This is a genomic window from Secundilactobacillus malefermentans (assembly GCF_008033155.1).
GTDB lineage: Bacteria > Bacillota > Bacilli > Lactobacillales > Lactobacillaceae > Secundilactobacillus > Secundilactobacillus malefermentans.
Genome location: NZ_CP042371.1, coordinates 1736108 through 1762941 on the forward strand (window position 1 = coordinate 1736108; position 26834 = coordinate 1762941).

Below are 26834 nucleotides of genomic sequence, written 5' to 3' on the forward strand. Positions count from 1 at the left end.
AACACGGGAATTGAAAGGAAAACTCTAAATGACAACTGAACAATCTATACTTGAAGCAATTAAAAAATATGACACGATTATTATTCATCGTCATCAACGACCAGATCCCGATGCAATTGGGTCACAATTGGGATTAGCAACGATCCTAAAAGCCAATTTTCCAAACAAGCGGATTTTATCAGCGGGAAAGTCTTACCCAGGGTTTGATTGGATGGGAAAATCCGATGAAATTGCGGATGACGACTACAAAAACGCGTTAGTCATTGTGACTGACACGGCAAATCAACCACGAGTTGATGATGACCGTTATGATAAAGGAAAAATGATGATTAAGATTGACCATCATCCAAATGAAGATAAATTTGGTGATATTATGTGGGTGAAACCTGAGGCATCCAGTACTTCTGAATTGATTACTGATTTAGCTGAAACGGTTACGCCAAAATTAACCATTCCAGCAGAGGCAGGTCGTCTGTTATACGCAGGAATCGTTGGGGATACCGGACGTTTTATGTATCCAGCGACATCTGCACATACGATGGAAGTTGCCGCTGAATTAATGAGACTTGATTTTTCGGCAAGTGATGTTAATCAAAAGGAAGACGAAATCACGATTCCACTTTCAAAGTTATCGGCTTACGTTTATGACAATTTAACGATTTTGGATAGCGGTGCAGCTTACGTAAAGCTAACCGACGAAGTTTTAGCACAGTACGGGATGCTTAAGGAAAGCTCTTCCGCAGTTGTTCCGTTACCAGGTAAAATTACTGCAGTAAGTGCTTGGGCAATTTTTGTTGAATCAAAGGATCATACGTTTAGAGTACGGTTACGTTCTAAAGGACCGGAAATTAATAAACTTGCGATGAACCACGGTGGTGGAGGCCATCCACTTGCCAGTGGCGCGGTTGCAAAGGATGATGCAGAAATTGAACAAGTTATTAAAGAATTAGATGAACTGGTCGCCAAAGATAAAGGAGACAATGAATGAGTTTTAACGAATTTAACCTGCAACCATTTTTAGTGGAAGCAATTGAAGAATTAGGATTTACGGAACCAACTGCGGTTCAAAAACGACTTATTCCCGTGATTAAATCTGGAAAAAGTGTTGTTGGTAAATCACAGACGGGTAGCGGAAAAACCCATACCTTTTTGTTACCAATTTTTGACAAGATAGATCCAGAGCTTGATGAGGTTCAGTCACTGATTACAACGCCCAGTCGAGAATTAGCCTATCAAATTTATGAAGCAGCAAAACAGTTGGCAAGCCACAGCGAGAAACCCATTAGAGTTGTAAATTACGTTGGTGGTACTGATAAGGCGCGCCAACAATCGAAGCTCCATCATGAACAACCACAAATCGTTATCGGAACACCTGGACGACTGCTTGATTTAGTTAAGGGTGGAGACTTAGACATTCATACTTCTCGGTCATTCGTGGTTGATGAGGCTGATATGACGCTTGATATGGGATTCCTAAGCGTTGTAGACCAGATTGCGAGTCGGTTACCTAACAAGCTACAAATGATGGTCTTTTCGGCGACAATTCCGCAAAAGCTGCAACCTTTTTTGAAAAAGTATATGTCTAATCCTGTGATGGAGGAAATTCCGGTTACCTCTGTTATCAGTCCTACAATTGATAATTGGTTGATTTCCACAAAGGGACAAAATAAGAACGATATTATTTACAACTTGCTGACAATGGGTGAGCCATACTTAGCCTTAATCTTCGCAAATACGAAGAGTCGAGTTAAGGAAATCACTAAGTTTCTAAAGCAAAATGGCCTCAAAGTTGCCATGATTGAAGGCGATTTACCGCCTAGAGAACGTAAGCGCGTGATGCGTGAAGTTCAGAACCTGGATTATCAATTTGTAGTGGCAACCGATCTTGCTTCTCGTGGAATTGATATCGATGGTGTTTCCCACGTTATTAACGATGGAATTCCAGAGGATTTAGACTTCTTCATTCATCGAGTTGGACGAACGGGCCGAAAAGGGATGGCAGGAATTGCCATTACACTCTATACGCCTGATGAAGAATCAAAAATCACTGAGATTGAATCGATGGGAATTAAGTTCCAGCCAAAGGCAATCCAAAATGGTGAAGTGGTTGATTCTTATGATCGAAACCGACGTAAACAGCGGAGCCACGGCCATGAGGAACTTGATGGTGCATTAAAAGCTAAAATCAATAAGACAAAGAAAAAAGTTAAACCAGGATATAAGAAGAAGATTAAAAAAGAGATTAATAAGGATCTTCTATTTAAACGCCGTCTTGAACAACGTCAAAAAGGACGGACTGAAAGAAAGCGGAAAAAACAGGATTCGAATCGTTATCAGTAATAAATTGACAAGTTTATAAAAAAATACTATTATTTTATAGGATAAGTTACGGATAATTAACCTAATTAGTTCAGAACAAGAGATGCTTTGGGTGGTGAAAAAAGCACTGTTGATTAGGCCAAGCTCCCGCAACGAACAATTGAATCGCTGCTCGGCGTAAACGAGCAATAAGAGGTTAACGATTAGCATCGTTGCAAGTAAAGTGGTACCGCGCCTAGGCGTCTTTACTAGCAACGGTGCTTTTATTATTGAAAGGAATGTCGTTATGAAAAAATTAAATAGTAGTGAAATTCGTCAAATGTATTTGGATTTCTTTAAATCAAAGGGTCATTCAATTGAACCCAGTGCGTCACTAATCCCAGTTGATGATCCATCATTGCTTTGGATTAACTCAGGGGTTGCCACGATGAAAAAATATTTTGATGGGAGTGTCGTTCCTGAAAATCCAAGATTAACAAGTTCACAAAAAAGTATTCGGACGAACGACATTGAAAACGTGGGTAAGACAGCACGTCACCATACGTTATTTGAAATGCTTGGAAATTTTTCCGTTGGTGATTACTTTAAGGAACAGGCCATTGAATGGGGCTGGGAGCTATTAACGTCTGACAAATGGTTTGGTTGGGATCCAGAAAAACTCTATATGACCGTTTATCCAGATGATACAGACGCCAAAAAATTCTGGAAACAAGTTGGCGTTTCAGATGATCACATCATTGAAGCTGAGGACAACTTTTGGGACATTGGTGAGGGCCCCTCAGGCCCAGATTCAGAAATTTTTTATGATCGTGGTGAATCTTTTAATGATTTAGCGCCTGATGATCCTGAAAATTACCCAGGTGGCGAGAATCAACGTTATTTGGAAGTTTGGAACATTGTTTTCTCACAGTTTAACCATGAGCCAGATGGAACGTATAAACCCTTACCTCGAAAGAATATTGATACTGGAATGGGTCTTGAACGAGTCGTTTCAGTATTTCAAAATGCAAAGACCAATTTTGAAACGGATTTATTTATGCCGATGATTGAGGAGACTCAAGGCTTAAGCTCAACAACGGAATATGGCAAAGACAGCAAGATTGACGTGTCTTATAAAGTCATTGCGGACCACTCGCGAGCAATTACATTTGCGATTGGTGACGGTGCCTTACCTTCAAATGAGGGACGAGGATACATTATTCGTCGACTCATTCGTCGTGCCGTTGTTAATGGTCAAAAGCTTGGTATCAAGGGTCCATTCTTATATAAGCTAGTCCCTGTTGTGGGTAAAGTGATGGAATCCTACTACCCAGAAGTGTTGCAACAAAGTGACTACATCGCCAAAATCGTAAAATCAGAAGAAGATCGGTTTAACGAAACATTAGCAGACGGATTACACTTATTAAATGACTTAATTAGTGAAACTAAGAAGGATAAAACGTATATTATTAATGGGGCCGATGCTTTTAAACTCTATGATACTTATGGGTTTCCTGTGGAATTGACGCGTGAATATACTGAAGATGAAGGCATCAAGGTTGATGAAGATGGCTTCAAAGTTGAAATGGAAAAGCAGCGAAATCGTGCGCGTAAAGCTCGTGGTTCTAAAAAAGCGATGGGACTTCAGAATGACCTTTTAGTAGATGTTAAAGTTCCTAGCCAGTATGTTGGTTATGAAGACTTATCCGTTGATGATGCGACTCTTGAAACAGTTATCGTTGACCAACGTTTGGTTAAAAAGACTGCGACAGGACAAGCTCAAGTAATTTTTGATAAGACACCGTTTTATGCTGAAATGGGCGGTCAAGTTGCTGATAAAGGCGACATTTTAGATGAAAAGGGCAATTTAGTCGCTGTCGTGATAGATGTTCAACACGCGCCAAATGGCCAAAACTTGCATACCATTGAAGTTAAGCGACCAATGGAAGTTGATGGGCATTACAAGTTAACGGTTGATCGTCATTTCCATAGCAAGGTTGAGAAGAATCATACGGCCACTCATTTACTGGATCAAGCACTCCGTAATGTATTTGGCGAACATACACAACAGGCAGGTTCACTTGTGGAGCCAGACTATCTACGGTTTGACTTTACCCATTTTGGTCAAGTAACGGCTGAAGATTTGCAAAAAGTCGAGCAAATTGTTAATGATCAAATCTTTGCTGAATTGCCAGTTACAACGATTGAAACTGATCCAGAAACTGGTAAGAAAATGGGTGCCATTGCCCTGTTCAGTGAGAAATATGGCAAGACCGTTAGAGTTGTTTCTGTTGGGGACTTTTCAATTGAATTTTGTGGGGGTGACCACGTTTCCAATACCAACGAGTTGGGACTCTTTAAAATTAAGAGTGAATCTGGGATTGGGGCCGGTACTCGTCGAATCGAGGCGGTTACTTCAAAAGAAGCTTTTGAGTTCTTGAATGAGCACAACACGATGTTGGAAAATATTGCGAGTGGCTTGAAGGCACCTCAACTTCAAGATGTTCCTCATAAAATTGACCAGTTGAATGATCAAGTTAAACGACTAGAAAATGAAAATAAGTCGTTGCATGCTAAACTTGCAGGCCAGCAAGCGGATAAAGTATTTGAAAAGATTCAAGAAATTAATGGGACTACTTTGATTGCAGGAACGGTTCAAGTTTCTGGAATGGATCAATTAAGACAACTTGCAGATACTTGGCGTCAAAAGGGATATTCTGATATTCTGGTCTTAGGCGCCCAAGTAGAAGATAAAGCTAACTTGATTGTGGCTGTCGCAGATGAAAAGGTAAAATTAGGCATCAAAGCTGGAGACCTAATTAAGGCTATTTCACCTAATATTAATGGTGGCGGCGGTGGTCGTCCTAATTTGGCCCAAGCAGGTGGTAAGAAACCAAGTGGACTAAATGATGCAATGGTGGCTGCCTCAGAATGGGTTAAAGCGTTAGCATAAATGAGGTTTTTATTACGAATCAGTTACATTGGGAGGCTATCATTGTAGTTTCCATAAATTTCTTGTAAAATTATCACAAATAGGAGCTTGGAGGTGGGTAAGGTTGAGTTCATTAGATAAAACGATGTATTTCAATTTTGATGAAAAAAAGCCAAAGGATGTTCATGATACGTTAGTAACGGTCTATCAGGCTTTGGAAGAAAAGGGCCATAACCCAATTAATCAAATTGTGGGGTATCTTATTTCGGGCGACCCGGCCTACATTCCACGTTTAAACGATGCAAGAAACCTGATTCGTAAGCATGAACGTGATGAAATAATTGAAGAGCTAGTTCGAGTGTACCTACATGAGAGTAAGGACCCAGAAAAATGAAGAGACTAATGGGATTAGACGTTGGATCAAGGACTGTTGGTGTTGCGATAAGTGATGCCCTTGGTTGGACGGCACAGGGAATTGAAATCATTCGAATTAACGAGGATGAGGAACAGTTTGGTCTTGACAGAGTAGGCGAATTAGCAGAGCAATATGATGTTTCTGGCTTCGTGTTAGGATTACCGAAAAATATGAATAATTCGCTTGGACCACGCGCTGAAGCATCGAAAAAATATGGTGAAATGCTCACCCAAAAATTTCAGCTTCCAATTGATTTTGAGGATGAGCGATTGACAACAGTTGAGGCAGAGCGTATGTTAGTGGAACAAGCCGACACATCCAGACGCAAGCGTAAGAAAGTAATTGATAAACTTGCAGCGGGGCTAATTCTTCAGAATTATCTCGATCGCAATGGAAAACTATTAAAGGCAAAGTGAGGGACACACATGAGTGAAAGTGAGAACCAACAAATTACCCTGGTTGATGAAGATGGAAATGAGGAACTTTACGAAGTCTTGTTTACGTTCAAATCACCAGACTATGGCAAATCATATATTTTAATGTATCCATCAGGCAAATCAGATGATGAAGAGGTTGACGTACAGGCATACCAATTACCTGATAACGATGATCCTGCAAATCCATCTGGTGGCGATCTTATTCCAATTGAATCAGATGATGAATGGAATATGGTTGAGTCAATGCTAAACACCTTCTTAAATGGTGGTGGCACGGATGCTTCCGATCAAGACTGGGGAGATCCAGACGCTAAGTAGCAGAATTGGATTACGTTTTTGCGTAATCCTTTTTTTGTATCCTTTTTAAAGATATTTCTAAAGAAACTACCTAGTAGTGGGCATTCATGATAGAATGGAATGTGTTAATTTCTAGGAGGATGGGTGAATTATGGCAGTACAAAAACGGCGCTTTAAGGCAGTTATTGGGGGTAAAACCTACACCATCGTTGGGACAAGTTCCGTTGAACATATGCAGGCGGTTACTGAGAAAATGAATCAGGAACTATCACAGCTAAAGGAATTGGTACCCGGAATAAATCAGGTGGATGCGACGACACTTTTAGCATTCAATGCAATATCAGATCAACTAATTGCAACTAATAAACTTAATGAGCTTAATTCAAATACTGAAGACGAGCAGAAAAATTAGGTACTGAAAATGATTTTATCGATAATTATTATAATGACGCTGGTTTGGTCTTTTAGTAGAGGGTACAGACGAGGCCTTTTACTGACTTTGATCGATTTAGTTTCCGTATCTATTGTGACAATTATGGCAAACCTTGCATCAAAGCCGGTCGGAGAGTTGTTAAAAAGCGTTATCCCCAGCCCCGGTCTAATGGAAAAAAGTGAAACTGGAAATGCGGCTGTCTCTACGATATTTTTTAATGGTTTGGCGTTCTTTTTAGTCATGATTGTTTTTTGGATTATTGTCAGAGCACTTCGAAAAACTAGTCGAATATTTACAAAGCTTCCCGTTATACACTTTATTAATGCAATTTTAGGGAGCCTCATCGGTCTTATAATTTCTTATTTTCTTATTTTTTTAGTGCTTCACTTAATAATTTTGCTATCAAACGATTGGCTTCAGAACCAATATCAAACTTCACAAATTGCTCAATGGATTGTGAAGCAGTCTCCCGTTTTGGCCAAATCAATTTATGGATGGTGGGTCATCAATTAGGGAAATGATGGCATTTACTTTGTATAAGTAAATGCTATTTTGCTTTATAACTGAAATAATAGTCGTGATTCTTTTGGTTCAATTACGATTGCGTTAAAATACTATTGAATGTGTTTTAGTAACTACTGTCAAAAAATAAAGGAGTTAGTTGGCAACTAATGAACGACAAAATATTATCAACATTAGCCTATAACGAAATCAAACAAGCAATTCACCAGTATCTTGTATCTGATGCTGGAATTAAAGAACTAAATGAATTAGTTCCCATTACGGATTCAGAGAAGATTCAGCGTTGGCTTGATGAAACAAAAGATGGTGCTGATATTCTTCGCTTAGAGGGTGGAATTCCATTGCCCAAACTATCGGACATTACGTCACAAATGAAACGTTTGGCAATTGATGGCGTACTAAGCGGGACGGAGTTGGCCCAAGTTGGGCGAGTTTTAAAGACAACCGAATCAGTCACAGAATTTTTCGACAAATTAAATGAAAAACAAATAGAGCTTCGGCTTTTATATAAATTTATTACAAATATTAGTTCTCTTCCTGAAATTAGTCAGCGGCTGACCCGTTCCATTGAGGAAGATGGTCGAATATTGGATACTGCGTCACCTAAACTTGCACAAATTCGGCATCAAATCGCTAGAACAGAATCGACAATCAGAAGTCGAATGGAAAACTATACAAAAGGAAATGAATCAAAGTATCTCAGCGAAGGAATTGTGACAATTAGGGATGATCGCTTTGTTATACCTGTGAAGGCTGAGTACAAGCAACATTTTGGCGGAATTGTCCACGATCAAAGTTCAACTGGCCAAACCTTGTTCATTGAACCTGGTGCCGTCGTTGAATATAATAACCAGCTTAGGCAACACCAATTAGCTGAAAAGCAAGAACAGCAATTGATTTTGGCTGAATTATCTGAATTATTAAAACCATACCAAACTGAAATTGAGAATAATGCCCATATTTTAGGACATCTCGATTTTATAAACGCAAAGGCACGGTATGCGAAACAGCAGAAGGCCACGGAGCCTATTATTTCTAGTCAAAATGTGGTCAAGCTTCGTGCTGCACGGCATCCGCTAATTGATCCAAAAAAAGTGGTTGCGAATGATTTAGAACTAGGTGACACTTATAAAGCAATTATTGTGACTGGGCCTAATACAGGTGGTAAAACGATTACTTTGAAAACACTTGGACTGGTCCAGTTAATGGGACAATCTGGTCTTTTTATTCCCGCAAATGAAAATAGTGAAATTGCCATTTTTGATGACATTTTTGCGGATATAGGTGATGAACAATCAATTGAACAAAACTTAAGTACTTTTTCATCTCACATGGATAACATTGTGTCCATTTTGGCTGATGCTGATGAAAAGAGTTTGATTTTATTGGATGAAGTTGGTGCAGGAACTGACCCTCAAGAAGGGGCTTCTCTCGCGATGGCAATTTTAGATGATATTGGATCGATTGGCAGTGCCGTTGTTGCGACTACTCATTATCCAGAACTAAAGGCCTTTGGTTATAATCGCTCAGACACAATAAACGCCAGCATGGAATTTGATACCAAAACGCTTAAACCGACCTATCATTTGTTAATTGGAATTCCAGGTCGAAGTAACGCCTTCGAAATTGCAGCAAGATTGGGAATCAAGGAATCGATTATTGCGGAAGCTAGGGAATTAACTGACCAAGACAACCAAGATATTAATAATATGATTGCTGATTTGACAGCGCAAAAGAAAGCAGCGGATGATGCTGCAGCACAATTAAAAGTTGAGTTAGCCGAAGCAAGTCAATTACATGATGAATTAAAAGTAAAGTATGACAAATACGAGAAGCAAAAGGATCGATTGATTGAGGATGCAAAGGATTCTGCTAATCAAATTGTCCGTGATACACGAAATCAGGCAAACGAGATTATTAAGGATCTTCACCAAAAGCAACAATTATCCAATCAAGCGGTCAAAGAAAATGAATTAATAAGTGCAAAAGGTGCTATTAACGCGCTTCAACAGAACCCCCAGTTAAAACAGAATCGAATTTTACGGCGTGAGAAGAAACGACACGACTTCAAGAAGGGTGACGAGGTTTTCGTTAAGTCATATGGTCAGATGGGAACCCTTATGGACAAACTGAGTGACCATGAATGGGAAGTCCAGCTAGGAATATTAAAGATGAAAATTGATGAGGCAAATCTTGATAAGACAAAACAGCCTTCCTCAAATACCAAGCCTGCACGAGCAACTATTAAACGTTCCTCATCAAGTGGCATGAGTCCTACCTTGGATCTTCGTGGTCATCGGTATGATGAAGCAATTGCGGAGGTTGATCGATATATCGATTCAGCCTTGCTTGCTGGGTATCCTTCAGTGACCATTATTCATGGTAAAGGGACTGGAGCTCTGCGAAAGGGTGTTACCAAATACTTGGAAAAAAATAAGCGGGTCAAAGAGTTTGGCTTTTCACCAGCCAATGCTGGTGGCGACGGTTCTACCATCGTTAAATTCTAAGGACAAGCGAAAAAATTGCAAAAAGTTAAATATCTGATACACTTACTAATTGTAAATAAGAGAAGGAGTGACTTAAATGAGTGTTGTAGAAACAACTGATAAAACATTTGAAAATGATACTTCAAAGGGCGTAACTTTGACTGATTTCTGGGCAACTTGGTGTGGCCCTTGTCGCATGCAATCACCAGTAGTTGAAAAACTCGCTGAAGAGATGGGTACACAGGTGACGTTCAACAAGATGGACGTTGACGCTAATCCTGAAACCGCACAAAAATTTGGTATCATGAGTATTCCAACTCTTTTAGTTAAGAAGGATGGCCAAGTGGTTGATTCAATCGTTGGATACCATTCAAAGGACCAGCTTTCACAAGTATTAAATCAATACGTATAATAAATAATAAAAAAACGAATTAGACAAAAATGTCTAATTCGTTTTTTTATCGTCAAATTCAGTGCCTGAAACAATAATTTCTAAATTGTCAGTTGGTGTTGTTTCAGGTTCAAGCACATCTTTAGGATCGACATGAACTGTAATTTGGACACTTTCAGAATGTCCTTTTTTTTCTAGTTTAACCTCTGCTTCTGCTAAGAGGCCCAGTTGTTGTTGTGATTGCTGTGCGAGAAACCCGGCTTCGAGCATAAATGATTGCGGATTAGCCACTCGCGGCTGAACTTCTGTACCTGAGAGATTCCAAATGACTTGTTTCGCATTAATCTTAATTTGCGCAAGAGTGCCCAAGTTTGCTTGGCTAAAGAAGATTATGACGTCTGCTGGGTTTGCCAATGGGAAACGTCTAGCGAGTTGTTTGCCCTCAAAATACAAAATGTCGTTCATATCGTCCCCTAAGATGTCTGGTAAGATAATATCGCGAATGAGTGCTTGCCCAAAGTATGGTGAAAGATCTTTTTGATTTAAGTATTGCTGATAAATGTCAGTTTGCATGATAACATCCTTTTTATTCATATTAATAATAGATTACACTCATTTATTATAGAAAAGCAAGCTCTTTAATAAATTCAAAAACTTGAAAGTATCAGTAAAAAAAGAGATAATTAATTCTTAAAGTAAATCGAAAAAGAGGGTTAATTATGACTTCACAAGCAATTGGATACATGGATTCAGGCGTTGGTGGATTGACCGTTGTCAAGGAAGCACTCCGTCAATTACCCTATGAATCAGTTTGTTTCATTGGTGATCAAGCCCGTTTACCATATGGTCCTAGACCCGCAGAACAGGTTAGGGAATTTTCTGAACAATTAGGTCAATTTTTAACGGCAAAAAATATCAAAATGTTTGTTATTGCCTGTAATACAGCTACATCAGCTGCACTAGAGTATTTACAGAAGACATTACCCATTCCTGTAATCGGCGTTATTTCGCCTGGGTCGCGTGCAGCAATTAAAGCGACCAAGAATCATCGGATTGGAGTTATCGCAACTGAAGGTACGATTAAGAGCAATGCGTATGAAAAGGCTATTCTGAGTAAAGATTTGCAGAATAAGGTGTTTAGCTTGGCGTGTCCTAAATTTGTGCCAATTGTGGAAAGTAACGAATATAAAACTAAAATTGCTAAACAAATTGTTGATGAATCTATGGCATACTTTAAAGGGACCGACATTGATACGTTAATTTTGGGGTGTACTCACTACCCACTGCTTAAACCGTTTATTCAAGAAGCGGTTGGTCCTGATGTTAAATTAATTGATTCTGGGGCGGAAACGGTCAGTTCTGTTTCATTACTCCTAGATTATTTTAATTTGGCAAATGAATCTTCGCATAAAGAATTACCGGACCGCTATTTTTCAACAGGATCAGCGGACCGCTTTAAGTTGATTGCGGGTAACTGGTTAGAAATGGACGATTTGAACGTCACGCATGTTCCAGTTGAAAGTCTATCTTTGAAATAGAGGGAATTTAGAATGAAAAACGACAAGCTTGTAATTGCAACTAAGAATAAAGGGAAGACAGCTGAATTCAAAAAAATATTTGAGCCGCGAGGAATTGACGTATTAACGCTTGCTGATGTTAAAGAATTACCAGAAATTAACGAAACTGGCAGTACCTTCCTTGAAAACGCCATGATTAAAGCTGAGATTGTCTCTAAGCACACAAACTTACCAGTCCTTGCCGATGACTCAGGATTAATTGTTGATGCATTAGACGGTGCGCCAGGTGTCCATTCTGCTAGGTATGCGGGAGACCACGATGATATTGCTAATAATCAAAAATTGTTGCGTAATTTGGATGGCATTCCGATAGAGAAAAGAACGGCCCGATTCCATACGACATTGGTTCTTATGTGGCCAGACGGGTCCAAACTTGTAAGTAACGGAGAAATTGCAGGAATTATTTTAAAAGAGCCGCAAGGAAACAACGGATTTGGATATGATCCCTTATTTTATGTATCAGAGAAGAAGAAAACGTTAGCCCAAATGAGTCAAACTGAGAAAAATGAAATTAGCCATCGAGGTCGCGCAACCGTAGATCTAATGACCAAATTTGATTCTTGGTGGAGGCAGAAATAATGAAAATACTTGTTATTAGTGATAATCACGGAGACCAGGAAATTTTGAATAGTATTAAATCGCAAATGACTGCAGATGCGATTTTTCACTGTGGTGATTCGGAAGGATCTCCAACAGATTCTTTTTTTGATGGAACTTCTTATGTGAGGGGAAACAATGATTTTGCAACGGGATTTCCTGAGGAAGTGTCACGAAAAGTGGGTAAATTAACGGTTTATATGACGCATGGAGACAAATATGGTGTGAATTTTGATTTAAACCGATTGGCACTCAGAGCAGCAGAAGTGGATGCTGATATTGTTTTATTTGGTCATACCCACAAGCTTGGGGTTGAGTGGCAAAATAATCGGTTATTTGTGAATCCGGGAAGTATCTTACTTCCCCGGGGAGAATATTCACGGATTGGTGGCACATTTGCGATGATCACGGTCACTGATACGAATTTCGAAGTTGATTTTTACAACCGCGCCTGTCAAAAGGTTCCAGAATTGAAGACGATTATTAAACGCTAAATTGAGGTGCAGAATGTTAGATAAGGCAGTTGAAACGTTATTAAGAATGTCGAAGGATAGCTATATTATCCCTGGTGATGTCGTGGCAAATGTTTCGGATACCAATAATTGTTACCATGCACTACTAGTCTTAACCCAAACTGGTTATTCCAAAATTCCAGTTTTAAATAATAAAGAGCAGTTTTGTGGCTTTGTTTCTCTTGCAATGGTAACTAAGCAAATGATGGAAAGTGATCGAATGAATCCGGATCGATTGATGAAGATTCCAGTTAGTGAAATCATGGAAAGTGATGTTGCAGTAGTCGAAGATCCTAATGATTTAGAACAGGTTCTCAATCGACTAATTAATGAACCATTTTTACCGGTCGTAAATGAAGACCGTATTTTTACAGGTATCATTACAAGACGAGAGATTTTGAAACGAGTCAACTTTTTAGCACATAATTTGGAAGATCATTTTCAAGTTAGCGAAAATACGGACAAATAAAGAAGGTTTAGGGGTGCCAAAGTGCACCTCCAAACCTTCTTTATTTACCTGGATATATTGTTGGTAGTGAAATGCCAGCTTCTCTGATAGCACGAAGATAGGCGGAAAGAAACGCTCTTTGAACTGTGAATTGTTCTCCAGGAGTTGTGTACACAATGACTTGTAGCGCCAAATGGCCATCTGCTGAAATCGAAGTTCCAAGATAGGTCGGCCCCTTTGTGATTTCGGGGAATTTTGGTGTCAGCTGCTCGTTAACTTCCTTGATTATTTTGGTGATATCATCGATTGGCGTGTTGGGGTTGACTTTAATTTCAATCAAAGCCCGCATGGCGTTTCGAGAGAGATTACTAACAATTTGAATATTTCGGTTCGGAATGAAATTGAGGGTGCCATCATAGCTGGTTACCTGAGTTGTCCGTAATCCGATTGCGGTAACAGTTCCTTCAATCGCATTAATTTTTACAGCATCCCCAACATCAAGCTGCTGCTCAAGTAGAATAAAAAATCCTGTCACAATATCGGAAACGAAGCCTTGTGCACCAAGGCCTAATGCTAAACTGAATATTCCAGCGCCAGCAATCAGCGTTCCAACTGGAACCCCCATTAAAGTCAGCAAAGCGTATATCCAAAAGAACAAAATAATGTAGGTAAAGATATTCAGTACGAGAGAATGGATGGTATCAGTTCTATTAGCACTGACTGTCGCAAGTTTGGAATCGCGATATTTATTGAAAGCTTTTTGAATGATGGCCTTTCCCACCCAACGGATGATGAGAAACAAGATTGAAAGTAAGATAAATTGGAATAAGCGACTCGCAACGGTGTTGAGCAATTTTTCCCAATCATAATGTTCAATAAACTTAGACCACAGATGCTGAAGAGACGATGATAAAAGGTGAAATTCTAAAAATTCTAGTTTCATGGTTAAACTTCCAATCTATTCAATGTTAAAATAAGTGTAGCAAAAATGACGCAAGTTTCAAAGATGCTATGGTATTTTTGCACAACTTAAATCGATGTCCATTTATATTGCGTGTAAACGCTGTAAATGCTATGCTAATGGTATAAATCGGTATCAGAAGGAGGCCTCGTGATGACGGGTGGACAGGTTGCTGGATTAATTGCAGCAGTAGCATTTTTAATTTTAGTCATTTTTATTGGAATTTTCTTGATGAGGATGACCAAAACGCTAGGTGAGGTTAATAAAAGTGTTAAAACGCTGACGGGTGATGTGGATGTTCTATCACATCAAGCAGAGAATTTAATGGCGAATGCGAATGAATTGTTAGAAGATGTTGGCGAAAAATCTGCAAAAGTTGATCCGGTATTTCAAGCAGCTGGAGATTTGGGTCAGAGTGTTTCCGACTTAAATGAGGCAACTCGTAAGTTAACTGACCGAGTTTCAGGTTCGCACAAAGGGAATCGTGGAAATTCACTTCTTACGAAAATTGGTGCCACCGCTTTCGGTCTTTACTTGAATCGACACAAGAAACAAAACTAAACGATTGGAATGATTAAAATGGCAAAAAAAGGATTATTTTTAGGGCTATTAATAGCTGGTGCGGGAATTGCGTATTCAAAATATCGGTCACTCGATGAAGATGGTCAACGTGCCGTTCGTGAGGATATCTTGGACAAGGCAGATATTGTCCGTGACCGAGCGGTAGATTATGCGTTTTATGCAAATGACGTCTTGGATGATTTAAAGGATGCTTGGAATGATCATAAAGCAAATTCTTCAGATACAGAAACATATTCTGATGAAGAAGATACTGAAGAAAACGACGATATCGTGCTGAGTAGTGATGATTTAATTCAAGACCAAACGGGAAACGATGATGAGGGTACTGAAACTGTAACATTTAACCCAAATACGGACAAATAAAAAAAGTTTGACATCAACATGATGTCAAACTTTTTTTGATTACCCAACGTAATTTAATTTCTTAGGAGTGTGTGTAAATGGTTTGTTTCCATTTTCGGTAATATGAATACAATCCTCAATTCGAACACCAGCAACCCCTGGAATATAAATACCTGGTTCAATCGAGAAACACATACCAGGTTCAAGAACAAGGTCATTTCCTTCCATAATTGAAGGAAATTCATGCTCGCTCATTCCCATGCCATGTCCTAAACGGTGAATGAAGTAGTCGCCATAACCGGCCTTTGAAATAATATCTCGCGCAATTTTATCAAGAGATGCAGCGGTTATACCTGGCTTTGCTGCATCTTGGGCAGCAAGCTGTGCTTCTAAGCAAACGTTATAAATATCTAACTGCTTTTCGGTTGGTTTGCCAAGTGCAACAGTTCTTGAGGCATCGCTAATGTATCCATCCCAGACCGTTCCTAGGTCAAATAGGATTAATTCGTTATTTTTAAATTTAGTGCCATTCGTTGCACCATGTGGTTCAGCCGCATGAGCTCCAGCTTGAACGAGGGTGTCAAAGCTCATTTCCATGATTCCTTTTTCCATCAATGCGTATTCAAGTTCGGCAGCCACTTGTTGCTCAGTTCTGCCAGCTTTAACGGCCTCGAATCCTTTTTCGAATGCAAAATCAGCCCATTTTCCGGCAATATCTAATTTTTCAATTTCGTCATCCGACTTGATAAGACGCATTTTTTCAAAGAAGGGTGAGATATTTAAGTCGAAGGTTGCATCTGAAAAAATAGATTTAAGAGAATCTAGACGATCTACTGATAAATGATTCTTTTCCAAACCAACTGTGTGCACATTGGGCTGTCGCTTGGAAACTTGTGCTGCAATTTGTTGCCATGGATTCTCATGATCTAAATAACCATATACTGGATACTTAAAGCCTGTATCCTTGATTGCCTCAACTTCGAGAGCTGGAGCAAACATAAAGGGATCCTGATTAGGAAAAACAACAAGGGCAAGAACCCGTTCAACAGGATCACTGTAGAATCCAGTTAGATACTGAATCGTTTTTGGATCACTTACATAAACAAGGTCAGCGTGTTGCTCGTCTGACCATTTTTGAATCTGTGTTAATTTTGACATCTAATCACCTCTATAGAATTGCTTACATTATAGCATAGGCAGATATGTAGTTAAGCTTGAACATTTAACAATTAAGGGTTATCATCTTAATGAAAACGTTTTCAATTTGCAATTGTTTTCATTGTTTGCTATATTGTTCAAGTTAGTGAAAAATTTTATGAAAACGTATAATACTAGTTAAGAAAGGGCTATCACGATGGACAAACAAACTGTAACTATTTATGACGTGGCCCGGGAAGCTGCCGTATCAATGGCAACAGTTTCTCGTGTGGTCAACGGGAATCCCAATGTTAAACCAGCAACACGCAAAAAAGTTTTGGAGGTAATTGATCGATTAGATTACCGACCAAATGCTGTTGCACGAGGCTTAGCAAGCAAAAAAACAACCACAGTAGGGGTTATCATTCCAGATGTCACCAACGTCTACTTTTCTTCATTAGCACGAGGAATTGATGATATTGCAATGATGTATAAATACAATATTATTTTGGCCAATTCGGATGAAAATGGTCGAAAAGAAGTACAAGTGCTAAACACTTTAATGGCGAAGCAGGTTGATGGCATTATCTTTATGGGTAATGAAATTACCGACGACTTACGCAAGGAATTTGAACGATCAAAGGCACCCGTTGTTTTGGCGGGTTCTGTTGATGACACTGGAAAGACTCCTAGTGTCAATATTGACTATGTTGCAGCCGTTAAGGAAGCAGTCAAGAATCTAATTGATCGCGGAAGTAAACGGGTTGCATTTGTGTCCGGACCAATGGACCAGGCAATTAACAGTCAGTATCGTCTAAAGGGGTACAAACAGGCTTTGGCAGGTGCTGGCATTGATTTTGATGAAAGCCTAGTTTTTGAAACAGATTATTCATATCAGGCAGGTCAATCGTTAGAACCTGCATTACTTGCTGCTAATGCTGATTCTGCTTTTGTTGGCGATGATGAATTAGCTGCAGGTGTGTTAAATGGTTTGACGGATGCCGGAATCGACGTTCCAAATAAATTTGAGATTGTGACGAGTAATGATACTAAATTGACCGAACTTGTTCGTCCAAAGCTTTCTTCAATTACCCAACCACTTTACGATATTGGTGCGGTAGCGATGCGTCTCCTTACCAAATTGATGGAAAATGACGAAGTTGAAGAAAACAATGTTGTGCTTCCATACGGTTTAATGAAACGACAATCTACTAAGTAATTTTAAAAAGGCGCCTTTGCGTCTTTTTTTGTATTATAATTATAGAAACATTTTATGCGATACTATTATATATGAGGTGATTGTTATCGAATCAGATAGTAGATTATCAAGGCGACAAGATTCGTCTTCAGGCTTACGTGTTCAGCGACGTCATCCGTTCTTTAATTTTATATGGGCAATTGTACTTGTGGCCTTTGCAACGACACTTACAATAAAATCGACAGTTTTAAGTCCAAAGTATGTAGCGCAAAAGGTCGAGCAAACTAGTGTCATGAAATCGTTGGCAACGGAGATAAATGACGACCTAAATGGTGCAGGAGTTAGCCAAAACTTGGTGACAACTGGTATGGTTTCAACTGTTTTTAAAACTGAAGTGAAATCATTATTATCTGGTGAGGAAACGACAGATCAGACAAATCAAAAAATTGAAGCTCAATTTCAACAATTAGTGACAAACAAGGCAAAAACAGCTGGGGTCGATAATCAAGTTTCAAAAACGCTTGTTAAGACTGTTGCAAATGACCTTGCAAAAAGATTTGAAACTAAAATTCAGCAAAAATTATCAGCTTATCAAAATTTATATTTTCAAGTGAATCAATATAATTTTTATCTGGGTGTCGCGTCAGTCATTTTAACGATTTTAATGGCCGTCATTTCGATACTTAAACATCATTTTTGGCGTTCTTTGGGACCGGCATTGTTCATGGCTGGCATTTTGATTGCTGGGTTAGGCGTAACGGTCATCATTAACTTACCAAGTTTTGAGGCAAGTGCCTCTCAATTTGAAGCTCAAATGATGAGTACCGTTGGAGAAAGTTCTATTGTAACGCTGGCCTTTGTTGGGGTGATGACAGGGTTAGTTGGCTTAATTGTTATGCTGGGACATAGAGTCTTTAGAAAATCCTAGAATAATCCTTTTAAAGGTTTTAAACGCTGATTGGACAGTATTTGGGTTATATGATTGACAGATGTTGAAAACTGACGCAAAGCGTGATAATATAATATTTGTCTGTTTATGCGGATTACTAATTATAAGAAAAGAGGAGTCAAGATGTCAGGACATTCAAAATGGCATAACATCCAAGGTCGTAAAAACGCCCAAGATGCTAAGCGTGGAAAAATTTTCCAAAAAATATCACGTGATTTGTACCAAGCTGCTAAAGCAGGTGATCCTGATCCCGCGAACAATCCTCAACTTAGGTTGGTAATGGAAAAGGCACGTTCTGCGAATATGCCTAAGGATAATGTGCAACGCGCGATTGACAAGGCATCTGGTCTTGGCGGCGCGAAGTTCGAAGAAATTACTTATGAGGGTTACGGACCTGGCGGAACAGCTGTCATGGTTTTGGCCTTAACTGATAACAAGAACCGAACTGCAGCAGCAGTCCGTTCAGCATTTACTCATCATGGTGGTGCTCTTGGTACCGATGGTTCAGTATCCTATATGTTTGATCGTAAAGGTTATATTGTTATCTTGCGTGATGGCTTAGATACAGATGAAGATACGATGCTAATGGATGCACTCGATGCAGGTGCCGAAGACATGAATACAACTGATGATGCTTTCGAGATTTATACAACACCATCAGATATGCCAAGTGTTCGAGATGCATTACAAGCCAAAAAATATGATTTAGATACTGCCGAAGTAACAATGTTCCCTGAAAATGTTATGGAAGTTCCAGAAGATAAAACTTCTCAGTATCAAGGATTAATTGATGAACTTGAAAGTGACGATGATGTTTCTGACGTTTATGAAGCAGCTAAGTTACCTGAAGGAATTGAATAAATTACGATTAAAACACTTCTTGTTTAACGACGAGAAGTGTTTTTTTGTTTGGTTTACGTATTTATCTATGAAGAGGAAAGGAAGTGTCAGGATGAATACGCATAAGCAGGCTGCAAGTTACTTGAACATAGCAATCAAACATCGTAGCTCAGATGTCTTTATTTTGCCTCGAAATGGTGAGTACATTATTCAAGATCAACGAGGGAATGGACTAATGGATTTAGGGATGCTATCCGCATCAATTGGAACTCAATTAATTGCTTATTTTAAATTTCACGCCAACATGGCAATTACTGAAAAAAGACGACCCCAACTTGGCTCAATGCAGTACAGATATAAGAATACAGTTATTAATTTACGATTATCCACTGTTGGAAACTATTTAAATGAAGAATCACTGGTGATTAGGCTTATTTATCCGATAGCCTTAATTAAGCAAGAATTCTTGTTTAAAGAGCAAGAGAATTATTTATTGGAATGGCAAGAAAGAAGAGGACTGATCCTTTTCGCTGGGCCTACAGGATCAGGGAAAACGACGTCAATTTATCATTTAACGAAAAGAATTTGCCAGCATAAATTAGTTTTAACCATTGAAGATCCAGTTGAAGTGACGGAGCCGTCTTTTTTGCAACTTCAGGTAAATGATGATGCCCAAATGAGTTATGACGATCTAATAAAGGTTGCGTTACGGCACCGGCCAGATATTTTTATTATTGGAGAAATTAGAGACGCCGAAACGGCCTCTGCAGCTGTTCAAGCTGCACTAAGTGGACATTTAGTCTATAGCACGATTCATGCCCAATCTGCGCTGGGGGTTCAACAGCGACTCGTGCAACTTGGCATTAACCGTGAATTATTAACACAGGCCCTAACCGGAGTTGCTTACCAGCGATTGATTCCAGTTAAATCAGGTAAAATGAAAGCTTTATATGATTTATGGGGTTTTAACGATTCCAGTGTTGTTACGGATATTGGAATGACAGAAAAATGGGAAAAATATCTTAAAAGGGGAGTTAAGGGTGGCGAAATCTCAGAAGACGTCTTTAAACAGTACAAAGCAGGCTAAATGGAAAGCCGAGGAGCAAGCAACCTTTATCACGTTGTTATCTGATTTACTAAAAGTTGGATTTTCATTAAAGCAAGCAATTAATTTTTGTGAAGTGATGGTAAAAAGGCATCAAAGGAATGTTCATCAAATCGGAATTGCATTAAGTGATGGCAAGACCTTTTCAGCCTGTACGAGGCCCTATTTTTCAAATGATTTATTGACCCAGATTGAAATTGCTGAAAGTAATGGTCAGCTTGTCATGGTTTTGGGTGAGATGAGCAAGTTGTTGAAGCTTAAGCTGAATCAGTTAAAAAAGATAAAAAGTTTATTGACATATCCGCTGATTTTACTTGGATTCTTGATGATGCTCCTTATTTGTTTGCAGATCTGGGTTTTTCCAGCAATAAAGGGGCTTGCACCAGACAAGTCACCCCAAGGTCAACCAAGAATGCACTTTTTGATAATAACGGGGGTGTTGCTTGGATTCTTAATAATCTTGATCCTGTTTATCGCACTGAAAAAAATGAATCTCCTAACCCGACTTAGAATCTATACACGTGTACCAATTCTGGGAAAAGTTGTACAAGATTATTATCAGTATAATTTAATTTTGAATTTAGCAATGATGATGAAAAGTGGACTGGGACTACAAGATATTTTAAAAATAACAAATCAATTTAATTCAGATACCTTTTTATACCAACTAGGATCTAAGGTTTCCCAACAAGTAGAAAAAGGCAGAGATATATCGTTAGTTATCCAAGATGACAGACTGATTCCCTTTGAGCTACTGGTGTTTGTCAGCAAGGGGGAAACAGGCAAGCAATTGAATGAAGATTTATTTATGTATTCGAAACTTAAGTATCATCAATTAGTTGAAAGAATTGAAAGAGCTATTACCCTGATTCAGCCACTTTTGTTTGGGATAGTGGGGTTAATGATTGTTGGCATATATTTGAGCTTATTGCTCCCAATGTATTCGACTGTAGGAGGAATTGAATAGTGAAAAAACGAGAAGGATTCACGCTTATTGAAATGGCGATTGTACTGTTCATTATTTCGTTATTAATTTTAATTGTTGTTCCCAATATTAGTTCACAGAGAAATCATGCCCAACAAGTTCATGCTCGTGCAATGAGAACGGTTGTACAGACTCAAATTGATATGTACCTAGACGAAAGTGATGCAAGTTTGGTGACCTATCAGGTCCTAGAACAAAAGGGCTACTTAACAAGCAAACAAATCAGTGAAGCAAAAAAAGAGGGGATTTCAATTCATGGCCAAGAAGCACTCCAGTGAGAGAGCTGGATTCACGCTTATAGAAATGGTCGTTGTATTGGGAATTACGACCTTATTTTTAATGATTGGAACATTTGGTTCAAGAATGATTGCCGGTCGGACGACAAAAATCGAAGAATCATTCTTTGTAAACTTGAGGGATGAATGGCAATCTGCTCAATTTAAAGCAAAAGCAAGTCAGCAACCATTAATCATAAGAATTGGGGATAATCGGACGGTTTCGTTTACCTGTGATGGGAAAAAAGATGTGATTAAAATACCGACAACTCTAAGTCTGCATTCAACCTATTTATTAAAGATGAATTCAAACGGTAATATTAGTCCGACGACAATTGATTGGTATTCAACGGTCGGACCAGCAAGCTACCGTCAAACGGTTCAAATGGGATGGGGGTTATACCGTGTTAATCGTAAAGTTGAATAAAAAGGCGGGGTTTGTGCTTGTTGAAGCCTTGGTAGGCTTGGTTATTGTGACAACAACGACGGTTACTTATTTAACGATTCATCAATTGATGTCTGAGCAAGAACGCCAAAGTATTCGCAATTTGACACAAACTCGAAAAAGATTTGAAGAACACCTTCTAAAAGATGGGATTTCTAGTCATCATGAATAATAGAAAAACGAGGAATGGTTTTACGATTATTGAAGTGGTTATCGCACTTGTTGTCTTAAGCCTATTGGTTTTAACAATACAAGTTGCGTTACCAATGTTGCGGACAAATAAGGACGAAACACTTTCATGGTATTACACGCTATCAGAGCTGGAAGAAAATCAGAAACACTTTAAAATAAGCAAGATGTATACAAATCAAATCTACTTAAAGGATGACCAGGATCAAACGCAATATGTATTAAAGCAGAATAGACAATCACTGATACTTTCAACAAATGATGGCGGGTATATTCCATTGATGGATGATATCCGCCTAGTTCAATTTTATAGTGGCAAGGGAAAAACGGTTGAAATGAAGGTACATACTAAAGATGATCAAGTTTTTCGGGCCCGACTGAACATGGAGGAGAGCGTATCATGAAAAATCAGAGAGAAGGGTCAGCCATGATGATTGCAATTTGCTTTATGACGATTGTAATGGCTATTTTAGCTTTTCAACTTTTGGGTTACGCTCAACGTCAAAAGTCATACCATTATTTGGTTGGAAATTATGAAAAAAAGATTGAACAAATGAATAAATAATAATGAAAGCCTATTCAAATTCACAAACTTTGCTTGAATATCAGGTCAAATCTCTGTAAGATGTAATGGTGTAAGAATAGATCAATTCATGATGAAGGGATGCTGAAGATACTGTCTGAAAATGAAAGTGAAGCTTTATTTAAGGTGATGGATCAGAGCATTGAAATCTTGCAGGATGAGTTGTCTACATCATATATTGATGCGCTAATAGAAACTGGAGACAATCTAATTGAAAAGAACGTTCAGGTTGAGGATGGAAAGCCAAGTACCACTGCGGTAACTAAGCTAACGACTCTATACCAATCGATTGATCTCAGTCAGTTAGACGCTTCGACAATTCGAAGAGCAATTCAATATTCAATGTTGAAGGTGACTCAAAAAGATACTATTCAACCAAACCATCAACTCACACCAGATACAATTGGCATGATTATTGGTTATTTGGTAACAAGCCTATTACCACAGTCATCGGAACTCGAAGTTCTGGATTTAGCAGTTGGAACTGGTAATCTAATGACAACCGTCATTAATGAATTAATTGGGAATTCAATTCCAAAAGTTAAAGGAATTGGAGTCGACAATGACGATACACTACTTGCTATTGCCCAAATAAGTGCTAATTTACAAGGACTTAATTTAGCACTATATCATCAGGATTCCCTTGGTAAGCTTGCATTCGGTAAAAGTGACGTTGCTATTTCTGACTTACCGGTTGGATATTATCCACTTTATGAAAATGCTAAAAAGTACACAACGAGTGCGAACGATGGGCATTCCTATGTTCATCACTTGCTCATTGAACAATCAATGTCCCACGTCAAAGACGGCGGATTTGGAATATTTTTGGTGCCAACCAATCTTTTCCAAAGCGGTCAAGCGAAACAATTATTGAAATGGATGCAAGGGAGCGCTTATTTACAAGGCTTTCTTAATTTACCAAAGGCACTTTTCTTGAACGATAGTGCCCAAAAATCAATTCTAATTTTACAGAATCATGGAGACGGTGCATTGCAAGCAAACAAAGTAATGCTTGGTGAATTTCCATCTTTCAAGAATCAGGCTCAATTCAAAAAGTTCATGGGTGAAATATTAGAATGGGAACAACAAGATTTATTTAAGAAGTAATAAAGGAGAATTTAATAATGGGAAAATCAATGGCGGTTAATGCAGGTAGCTCAACTCTAAAGTATAAATTATTTCAAATGCCAGAGGAAAGTGTTATTTCAAGTGGGTTAGTTGAACGGATCGGACTCAATGACTCAGTTGTTACTATTAAATATGGTGACGGCAAAAAGTTTGAAGAAACATTGAACATCAGCACCCACGAAGAAGCAATTCAAATTATGTTGGATCAATTGCTTAAACTTAATATTATCAAGGATTACAACGAAATTACGGGTGTAGGACACCGAGTGGTTGCGGGTGGGGAAATATTTAATGATTCTGTTTTGATTGATGATAAAGTTATTGATCAAATTGAGTCATTAGCTGAGTATGCCCCATTGCATAATCCAGCTGAAGCAATGGGTATTCGTGCGTTCAAGAAAATTTTGCCTGATATTCCTAGTGTTGCAGTCTTTGATACCTCTTTCCATACAACGATGCCAGCTGTAAATTACATGTATGCTCTTCCATATGAGTACTACACGAAGTTTGGAGCTCGTAAATACGGTGCCCATGGGACTAGTCATCGATACGTTTCTCAAAGGGCTGCTGAAATTTTAGGCAAGCCTCTGGAAGATCTTAAGCTAATTACCTTGCATATTGGAGCTGGTGCCTCAATTACTGCAATTAAGAACGGTAAGTCTTTCGATACTTCTATGGGATTTACCCCATTAACAGGGATTATGATGGCAACCCGGACTGGTGATGTTGATGTTTCGTTGATTAGCTATTTGATGGAAAAATTAAACATTACAAAGATGGATGATATGATTGATATTTTAAATCATAAATCTGGCCTAATTGGTGTGTCTGGCGTTTCTGCAGATATGCGTGAGGTCGAAGCAGTTCAAGCTGACAATAAGCAAGCTAAATTAGCACGTGATATGTACATTCAACGAATTGTTCGATATGTAGGTGAGTACGTTGCTGAGCTTGATGGCGTTGACGCAATCGTATTTACTGCCGGTGTTGGCGAGAATGATTTCACTATTCGCCAAGAAGTTGCCGATAAACTTGACTACTTTGGTATTAAAGTCGATCCAGAAAAGAATCATATTCGTGGAGTCGAGCGAGACCTTAGTGCTGCTGATGCAACAGTTAAGACACTTCTGATTCCAACTGATGAGGAATTAATGATTGTTCGTGATATTGAAAGATTGAAATAGAGAATGATAAAGGATGTCAGTTTTACTGGGATCCTTTTTATTTTCATTTTAAGTTGAAAAATATTCATCTTAAAATATTAAAGATGAAGAGTATTGAATTAACGGGAATCTGCGTCAAATCAAAAACGAGTCTCTCCGACTGGTATTGGAGAAACTAAGTGGATTTGTTTATAATTAATCCAACGGAAAGGGGAAACCCAGGTGAATGAAAAGAAGCAACAAGGTGAAAAAGAACTTTCAAGAGGATTAAAAGGACGACACGTCCAATTAATAGCGTTGGGTGGCACAATTGGAACTGGTTTATTTCTTGGTGCTGGTCAATCGATTCATTTGGCAGGTCCGTCGATTATTTTGGCGTATTTAATTACAGGAATAATGTGTTTTTTGCTGATGAGGGCCCTTGGTGAGCTCTTATTGTCAGATTTAAAGGCACATTCATTTATTGAATTTATTTCAAAATATTTAGGAGAAACATGGGGATTCATTACCGGCTGGACGTACTGGGTCTGTTGGCTTACCATTGCAATGGCAGAATTAACGGCTTCAGGACTCTACTTGCAATTCTGGTTTCCGCATTTACCGGCGTGGGTCACTGGGTTAGTCATCCTGTTAGTTTTACTGATGATAAATTCAATCACGGTTCGTGCCTTTGGTGAAACGGAATTTTGGTTTGCGATTATCAAAATCGTAGCAATCATTGGATTAATATTGGCAGGAATCTATATGGTTTCTGTCGGATTTAAAACCCCAGTTGGACACGCTGAAATTGGGAACCTTTTTAAGGGTGGATTTCTTGCAAATGGTGCAAAAGGATTCTTCCTGTCATTCCAAATGGTTTTATTTAGTTTTGTTGGAATTGAAATGGTGGGGATGACTGCTTCTGAAACACAGGATCCTACCCAAATTATTCCAAAGGCAATTGATGATATTCCATTCCGAGTCATTCTCTTTTATCTAGGATCATTATTAGCCCTAATGTGTATTTATCCCTGGCAATATATTTCACCAAATCAAAGCCCGTTTGTACAGGTGTTTTCGGCTATCGGCATTAAATCGGCCGCAGTTATCATAAATTTTGTTGTCTTAACGGCTGCTGTATCAGCATGTAATAGTTCATTATTTACAACTGGGAGAATGTTATTCTCGCTGACGTACCGGGGGGAGTCAAAGATAAGCCATAAGCTCAGTAAGCTGTCTAGGACTCAGGTGCCTGGTAATGCAGTGCGATTTTCCGCAGTGGTCATTGCAGCTTCTCTTTTATTAAACCTATTTATGCCTGGCCATGTGTTCACATTCATTTCAAGTATTGCAACAACTTGCTTCCTTTTCATTTGGGGATCAATTATGCTGGCACATTTAAAGTTTCGCCGTGCACAAAAAGGTAAGGTCGGAAAATTCTCGCTTCCTTTTTCACCCTATTCAGATTACTTAGTTCTCTTATTTCTCATAGGAGTGGGGATTGTATTAGTGCTGAAAACGGAGACTTTAATTGCACTGATTGGTTCTATCATCTGGTTAATTGCACTGTGGGCTTTCCATAGCTTAAAAAGCAGGAAAAAGGATACAATATAGACCAATTAAATTTA

The 26834-nt window shown here is 38.8% G+C and carries 32 protein-coding genes; 29 read left to right on the plus strand and 3 right to left on the minus strand.

The annotated features are described in order from the left end of the window. The first annotated feature begins 28 nt into the window (after positions 1–28). The 10 genes from FGL90_RS08455 to trxA all read left to right on the plus strand — a co-directional run bounded on the left by FGL90_RS08455 (position 29) and on the right by trxA (position 10232). Entirely contained in the window at positions 29–988 is a 960-nt protein-coding gene (locus FGL90_RS08455) for a DHH family phosphoesterase (protein ID WP_010620704.1), read from the plus strand. Continuing rightward, complete coding sequence (locus FGL90_RS08460) at positions 985–2340, plus strand: DEAD/DEAH box helicase (protein ID WP_010620705.1); 1356 nt, start codon at positions 985–987, stop codon at positions 2338–2340. Before FGL90_RS08455 ends, FGL90_RS08460 begins: the two co-directional genes overlap by 4 nt. A gap of 265 nt (positions 2341–2605) precedes the next feature. Further along, entirely contained in the window at positions 2606–5251 is a 2646-nt protein-coding gene (gene alaS, locus FGL90_RS08465) for an alanine--tRNA ligase (RefSeq protein WP_147657683.1), read from the plus strand. A 103-nt stretch (positions 5252–5354) separates the two neighbouring features. Next, entirely contained in the window at positions 5355–5624 is a 270-nt protein-coding gene (locus tag FGL90_RS08470) for an IreB family regulatory phosphoprotein (protein ID WP_147657685.1), read from the plus strand. Next, positions 5621–6061, plus strand: coding sequence for a Holliday junction resolvase RuvX (ruvX, locus tag FGL90_RS08475; RefSeq protein WP_010620708.1), 441 nt, complete (start codon positions 5621–5623; stop codon positions 6059–6061). Before FGL90_RS08470 ends, ruvX begins: the two co-directional genes overlap by 4 nt. Before the next feature lie 9 nt (positions 6062–6070). Next, complete coding sequence (locus tag FGL90_RS08480; RefSeq protein WP_010620709.1) at positions 6071–6400, plus strand: DUF1292 domain-containing protein; 330 nt, start codon at positions 6071–6073, stop codon at positions 6398–6400. Between the two features lie 130 nt (positions 6401–6530). Next, positions 6531–6791, plus strand: a complete 261-nt coding sequence (locus FGL90_RS08485; RefSeq protein WP_010620710.1) for a cell division protein ZapA — start codon at positions 6531–6533, stop codon at positions 6789–6791. 33 nt (positions 6792–6824) lie between these two features. After that, positions 6825–7325 (plus strand): CvpA family protein, encoded by a 501-nt coding sequence (locus FGL90_RS08490; RefSeq protein WP_162097571.1) that lies wholly within the window; start codon positions 6825–6827, stop codon positions 7323–7325. 158 nt (positions 7326–7483) lie between these two features. Continuing rightward, positions 7484–9841: an endonuclease MutS2 gene (locus FGL90_RS08495; RefSeq protein WP_010620712.1), complete on the plus strand. Its 2358-nt coding sequence runs from the start codon at positions 7484–7486 to the stop codon at positions 9839–9841. 76 nt (positions 9842–9917) lie between these two features. Further along, a complete protein-coding gene (trxA, locus tag FGL90_RS08500; protein WP_010620713.1) occupies positions 9918–10232 on the plus strand; it encodes a thioredoxin in 315 nt (104 codons plus the stop codon). 33 nt (positions 10233–10265) lie between these two features. Here the strand turns inward: trxA and FGL90_RS08505 are convergent, their stop codons facing one another. Then, the gene (locus FGL90_RS08505) at positions 10266–10784 is read right to left on the minus strand and encodes a DUF2507 domain-containing protein (RefSeq protein WP_056973799.1); all 519 of its coding nucleotides are present in this window, start codon (positions 10782–10784) and stop codon (positions 10266–10268) included. 146 nt (positions 10785–10930) lie between these two features. Here FGL90_RS08505 and racE point away from each other — a divergent pair, with 146 nt between their 5' ends. The 4 genes from racE to cbpB are packed head-to-tail and all read left to right on the plus strand — an operon-like array spanning position 10931 to position 13366. Continuing rightward, positions 10931–11749 (plus strand): glutamate racemase, encoded by an 819-nt coding sequence (gene racE / locus FGL90_RS08510; RefSeq protein WP_010620715.1) that lies wholly within the window; start codon positions 10931–10933, stop codon positions 11747–11749. A 12-nt stretch (positions 11750–11761) separates the two neighbouring features. After that, a complete protein-coding gene (locus FGL90_RS08515; RefSeq protein ID WP_147657687.1) occupies positions 11762–12367 on the plus strand; it encodes an XTP/dITP diphosphatase in 606 nt (201 codons plus the stop codon). Continuing rightward, positions 12367–12879 carry a metallophosphoesterase gene (locus FGL90_RS08520; protein WP_147657689.1) on the plus strand — a complete coding sequence of 171 codons (513 nt, stop codon included), beginning with the start codon at positions 12367–12369 and terminating at the stop codon, positions 12877–12879. The genes FGL90_RS08515 and FGL90_RS08520 overlap by 1 nt, the downstream gene beginning before the upstream one ends. A gap of 13 nt (positions 12880–12892) precedes the next feature. Then, positions 12893–13366: a cyclic-di-AMP-binding protein CbpB gene (cbpB, locus tag FGL90_RS08525; protein ID WP_147657691.1), complete on the plus strand. Its 474-nt coding sequence runs from the start codon at positions 12893–12895 to the stop codon at positions 13364–13366. Between the two features lie 40 nt (positions 13367–13406). Here the strand turns inward: cbpB and FGL90_RS08530 are convergent, their stop codons facing one another. Beyond that, a complete protein-coding gene (locus FGL90_RS08530) occupies positions 13407–14288 on the minus strand; it encodes a mechanosensitive ion channel family protein (RefSeq protein WP_147657693.1) in 882 nt (293 codons plus the stop codon). A gap of 171 nt (positions 14289–14459) precedes the next feature. Between FGL90_RS08530 and FGL90_RS08535 the strand changes: the two genes are divergently transcribed. Then, entirely contained in the window at positions 14460–14867 is a 408-nt protein-coding gene (locus FGL90_RS08535) for a DUF948 domain-containing protein (RefSeq protein ID WP_147657695.1), read from the plus strand. 18 nt (positions 14868–14885) lie between these two features. Continuing rightward, on the plus strand, positions 14886–15251 hold the full coding sequence (locus tag FGL90_RS08540) for a YtxH domain-containing protein (protein ID WP_147657696.1): 366 nt from the start codon (positions 14886–14888) through the stop codon (positions 15249–15251). A 39-nt stretch (positions 15252–15290) separates the two neighbouring features. Here FGL90_RS08540 and FGL90_RS08545 read toward each other — a convergent pair whose 3' ends face one another. Continuing rightward, positions 15291–16388 (minus strand): M24 family metallopeptidase, encoded by a 1098-nt coding sequence (locus tag FGL90_RS08545; RefSeq protein WP_147657698.1) that lies wholly within the window; start codon positions 16386–16388, stop codon positions 15291–15293. Positions 16389–16584: 196 nt separating this feature from the next. On the opposite strand from FGL90_RS08545, the gene ccpA reads away from it, so the two are divergent. The 13 genes from ccpA (at position 16585) to FGL90_RS08605 (ending at position 26820) form a co-directional block, all read left to right on the plus strand. Continuing rightward, positions 16585–17586, plus strand: a complete 1002-nt coding sequence (gene ccpA / locus FGL90_RS08550; protein WP_010620723.1) for a catabolite control protein A — start codon at positions 16585–16587, stop codon at positions 17584–17586. 187 nt (positions 17587–17773) lie between these two features. Beyond that, entirely contained in the window at positions 17774–18493 is a 720-nt protein-coding gene (locus FGL90_RS08555; protein ID WP_147657700.1) for a hypothetical protein, read from the plus strand. 144 nt (positions 18494–18637) lie between these two features. Beyond that, positions 18638–19375 (plus strand): YebC/PmpR family DNA-binding transcriptional regulator, encoded by a 738-nt coding sequence (locus tag FGL90_RS08560; protein WP_010620725.1) that lies wholly within the window; start codon positions 18638–18640, stop codon positions 19373–19375. A 91-nt stretch (positions 19376–19466) separates the two neighbouring features. After that, positions 19467–20441 carry a competence type IV pilus ATPase ComGA gene (comGA, locus tag FGL90_RS08565; protein ID WP_187240417.1) on the plus strand — a complete coding sequence of 325 codons (975 nt, stop codon included), beginning with the start codon at positions 19467–19469 and terminating at the stop codon, positions 20439–20441. Positions 20442–20475: 34 nt separating this feature from the next. Then, positions 20476–21426, plus strand: a complete 951-nt coding sequence (locus tag FGL90_RS08570; RefSeq protein WP_147657704.1) for a type II secretion system F family protein — start codon at positions 20476–20478, stop codon at positions 21424–21426. Beyond that, the gene (gene comGC, locus FGL90_RS08575) at positions 21426–21722 is read left to right on the plus strand and encodes a competence type IV pilus major pilin ComGC (RefSeq protein WP_010620728.1); all 297 of its coding nucleotides are present in this window, start codon (positions 21426–21428) and stop codon (positions 21720–21722) included. The genes FGL90_RS08570 and comGC overlap by 1 nt, the downstream gene beginning before the upstream one ends. Beyond that, positions 21700–22146, plus strand: coding sequence for a prepilin-type N-terminal cleavage/methylation domain-containing protein (locus tag FGL90_RS08580; protein ID WP_010620729.1), 447 nt, complete (start codon positions 21700–21702; stop codon positions 22144–22146). The genes comGC and FGL90_RS08580 overlap by 23 nt, the downstream gene beginning before the upstream one ends. Continuing rightward, positions 22124–22336 (plus strand): hypothetical protein, encoded by a 213-nt coding sequence (locus FGL90_RS08585; RefSeq protein WP_029327632.1) that lies wholly within the window; start codon positions 22124–22126, stop codon positions 22334–22336. The genes FGL90_RS08580 and FGL90_RS08585 overlap by 23 nt, the downstream gene beginning before the upstream one ends. Then, positions 22329–22757 carry a competence type IV pilus minor pilin ComGF gene (locus FGL90_RS08590; RefSeq protein ID WP_010620731.1) on the plus strand — a complete coding sequence of 143 codons (429 nt, stop codon included), beginning with the start codon at positions 22329–22331 and terminating at the stop codon, positions 22755–22757. Before FGL90_RS08585 ends, FGL90_RS08590 begins: the two co-directional genes overlap by 8 nt. Then, positions 22754–22918 (plus strand): hypothetical protein, encoded by a 165-nt coding sequence (locus tag FGL90_RS10410; protein WP_155801560.1) that lies wholly within the window; start codon positions 22754–22756, stop codon positions 22916–22918. Before FGL90_RS08590 ends, FGL90_RS10410 begins: the two co-directional genes overlap by 4 nt. A 99-nt stretch (positions 22919–23017) precedes the next feature. Continuing rightward, positions 23018–24043: a class I SAM-dependent methyltransferase gene (locus tag FGL90_RS08595; RefSeq protein WP_147657708.1), complete on the plus strand. Its 1026-nt coding sequence runs from the start codon at positions 23018–23020 to the stop codon at positions 24041–24043. Between the two features lie 17 nt (positions 24044–24060). After that, positions 24061–25248 (plus strand): acetate/propionate family kinase, encoded by a 1188-nt coding sequence (locus FGL90_RS08600; protein WP_010620733.1) that lies wholly within the window; start codon positions 24061–24063, stop codon positions 25246–25248. 201 nt (positions 25249–25449) lie between these two features. After that, positions 25450–26820, plus strand: a complete 1371-nt coding sequence (locus FGL90_RS08605) for an amino acid permease (RefSeq protein WP_010620734.1) — start codon at positions 25450–25452, stop codon at positions 26818–26820. The last annotated feature ends 14 nt before the right edge of the window (positions 26821–26834 follow it).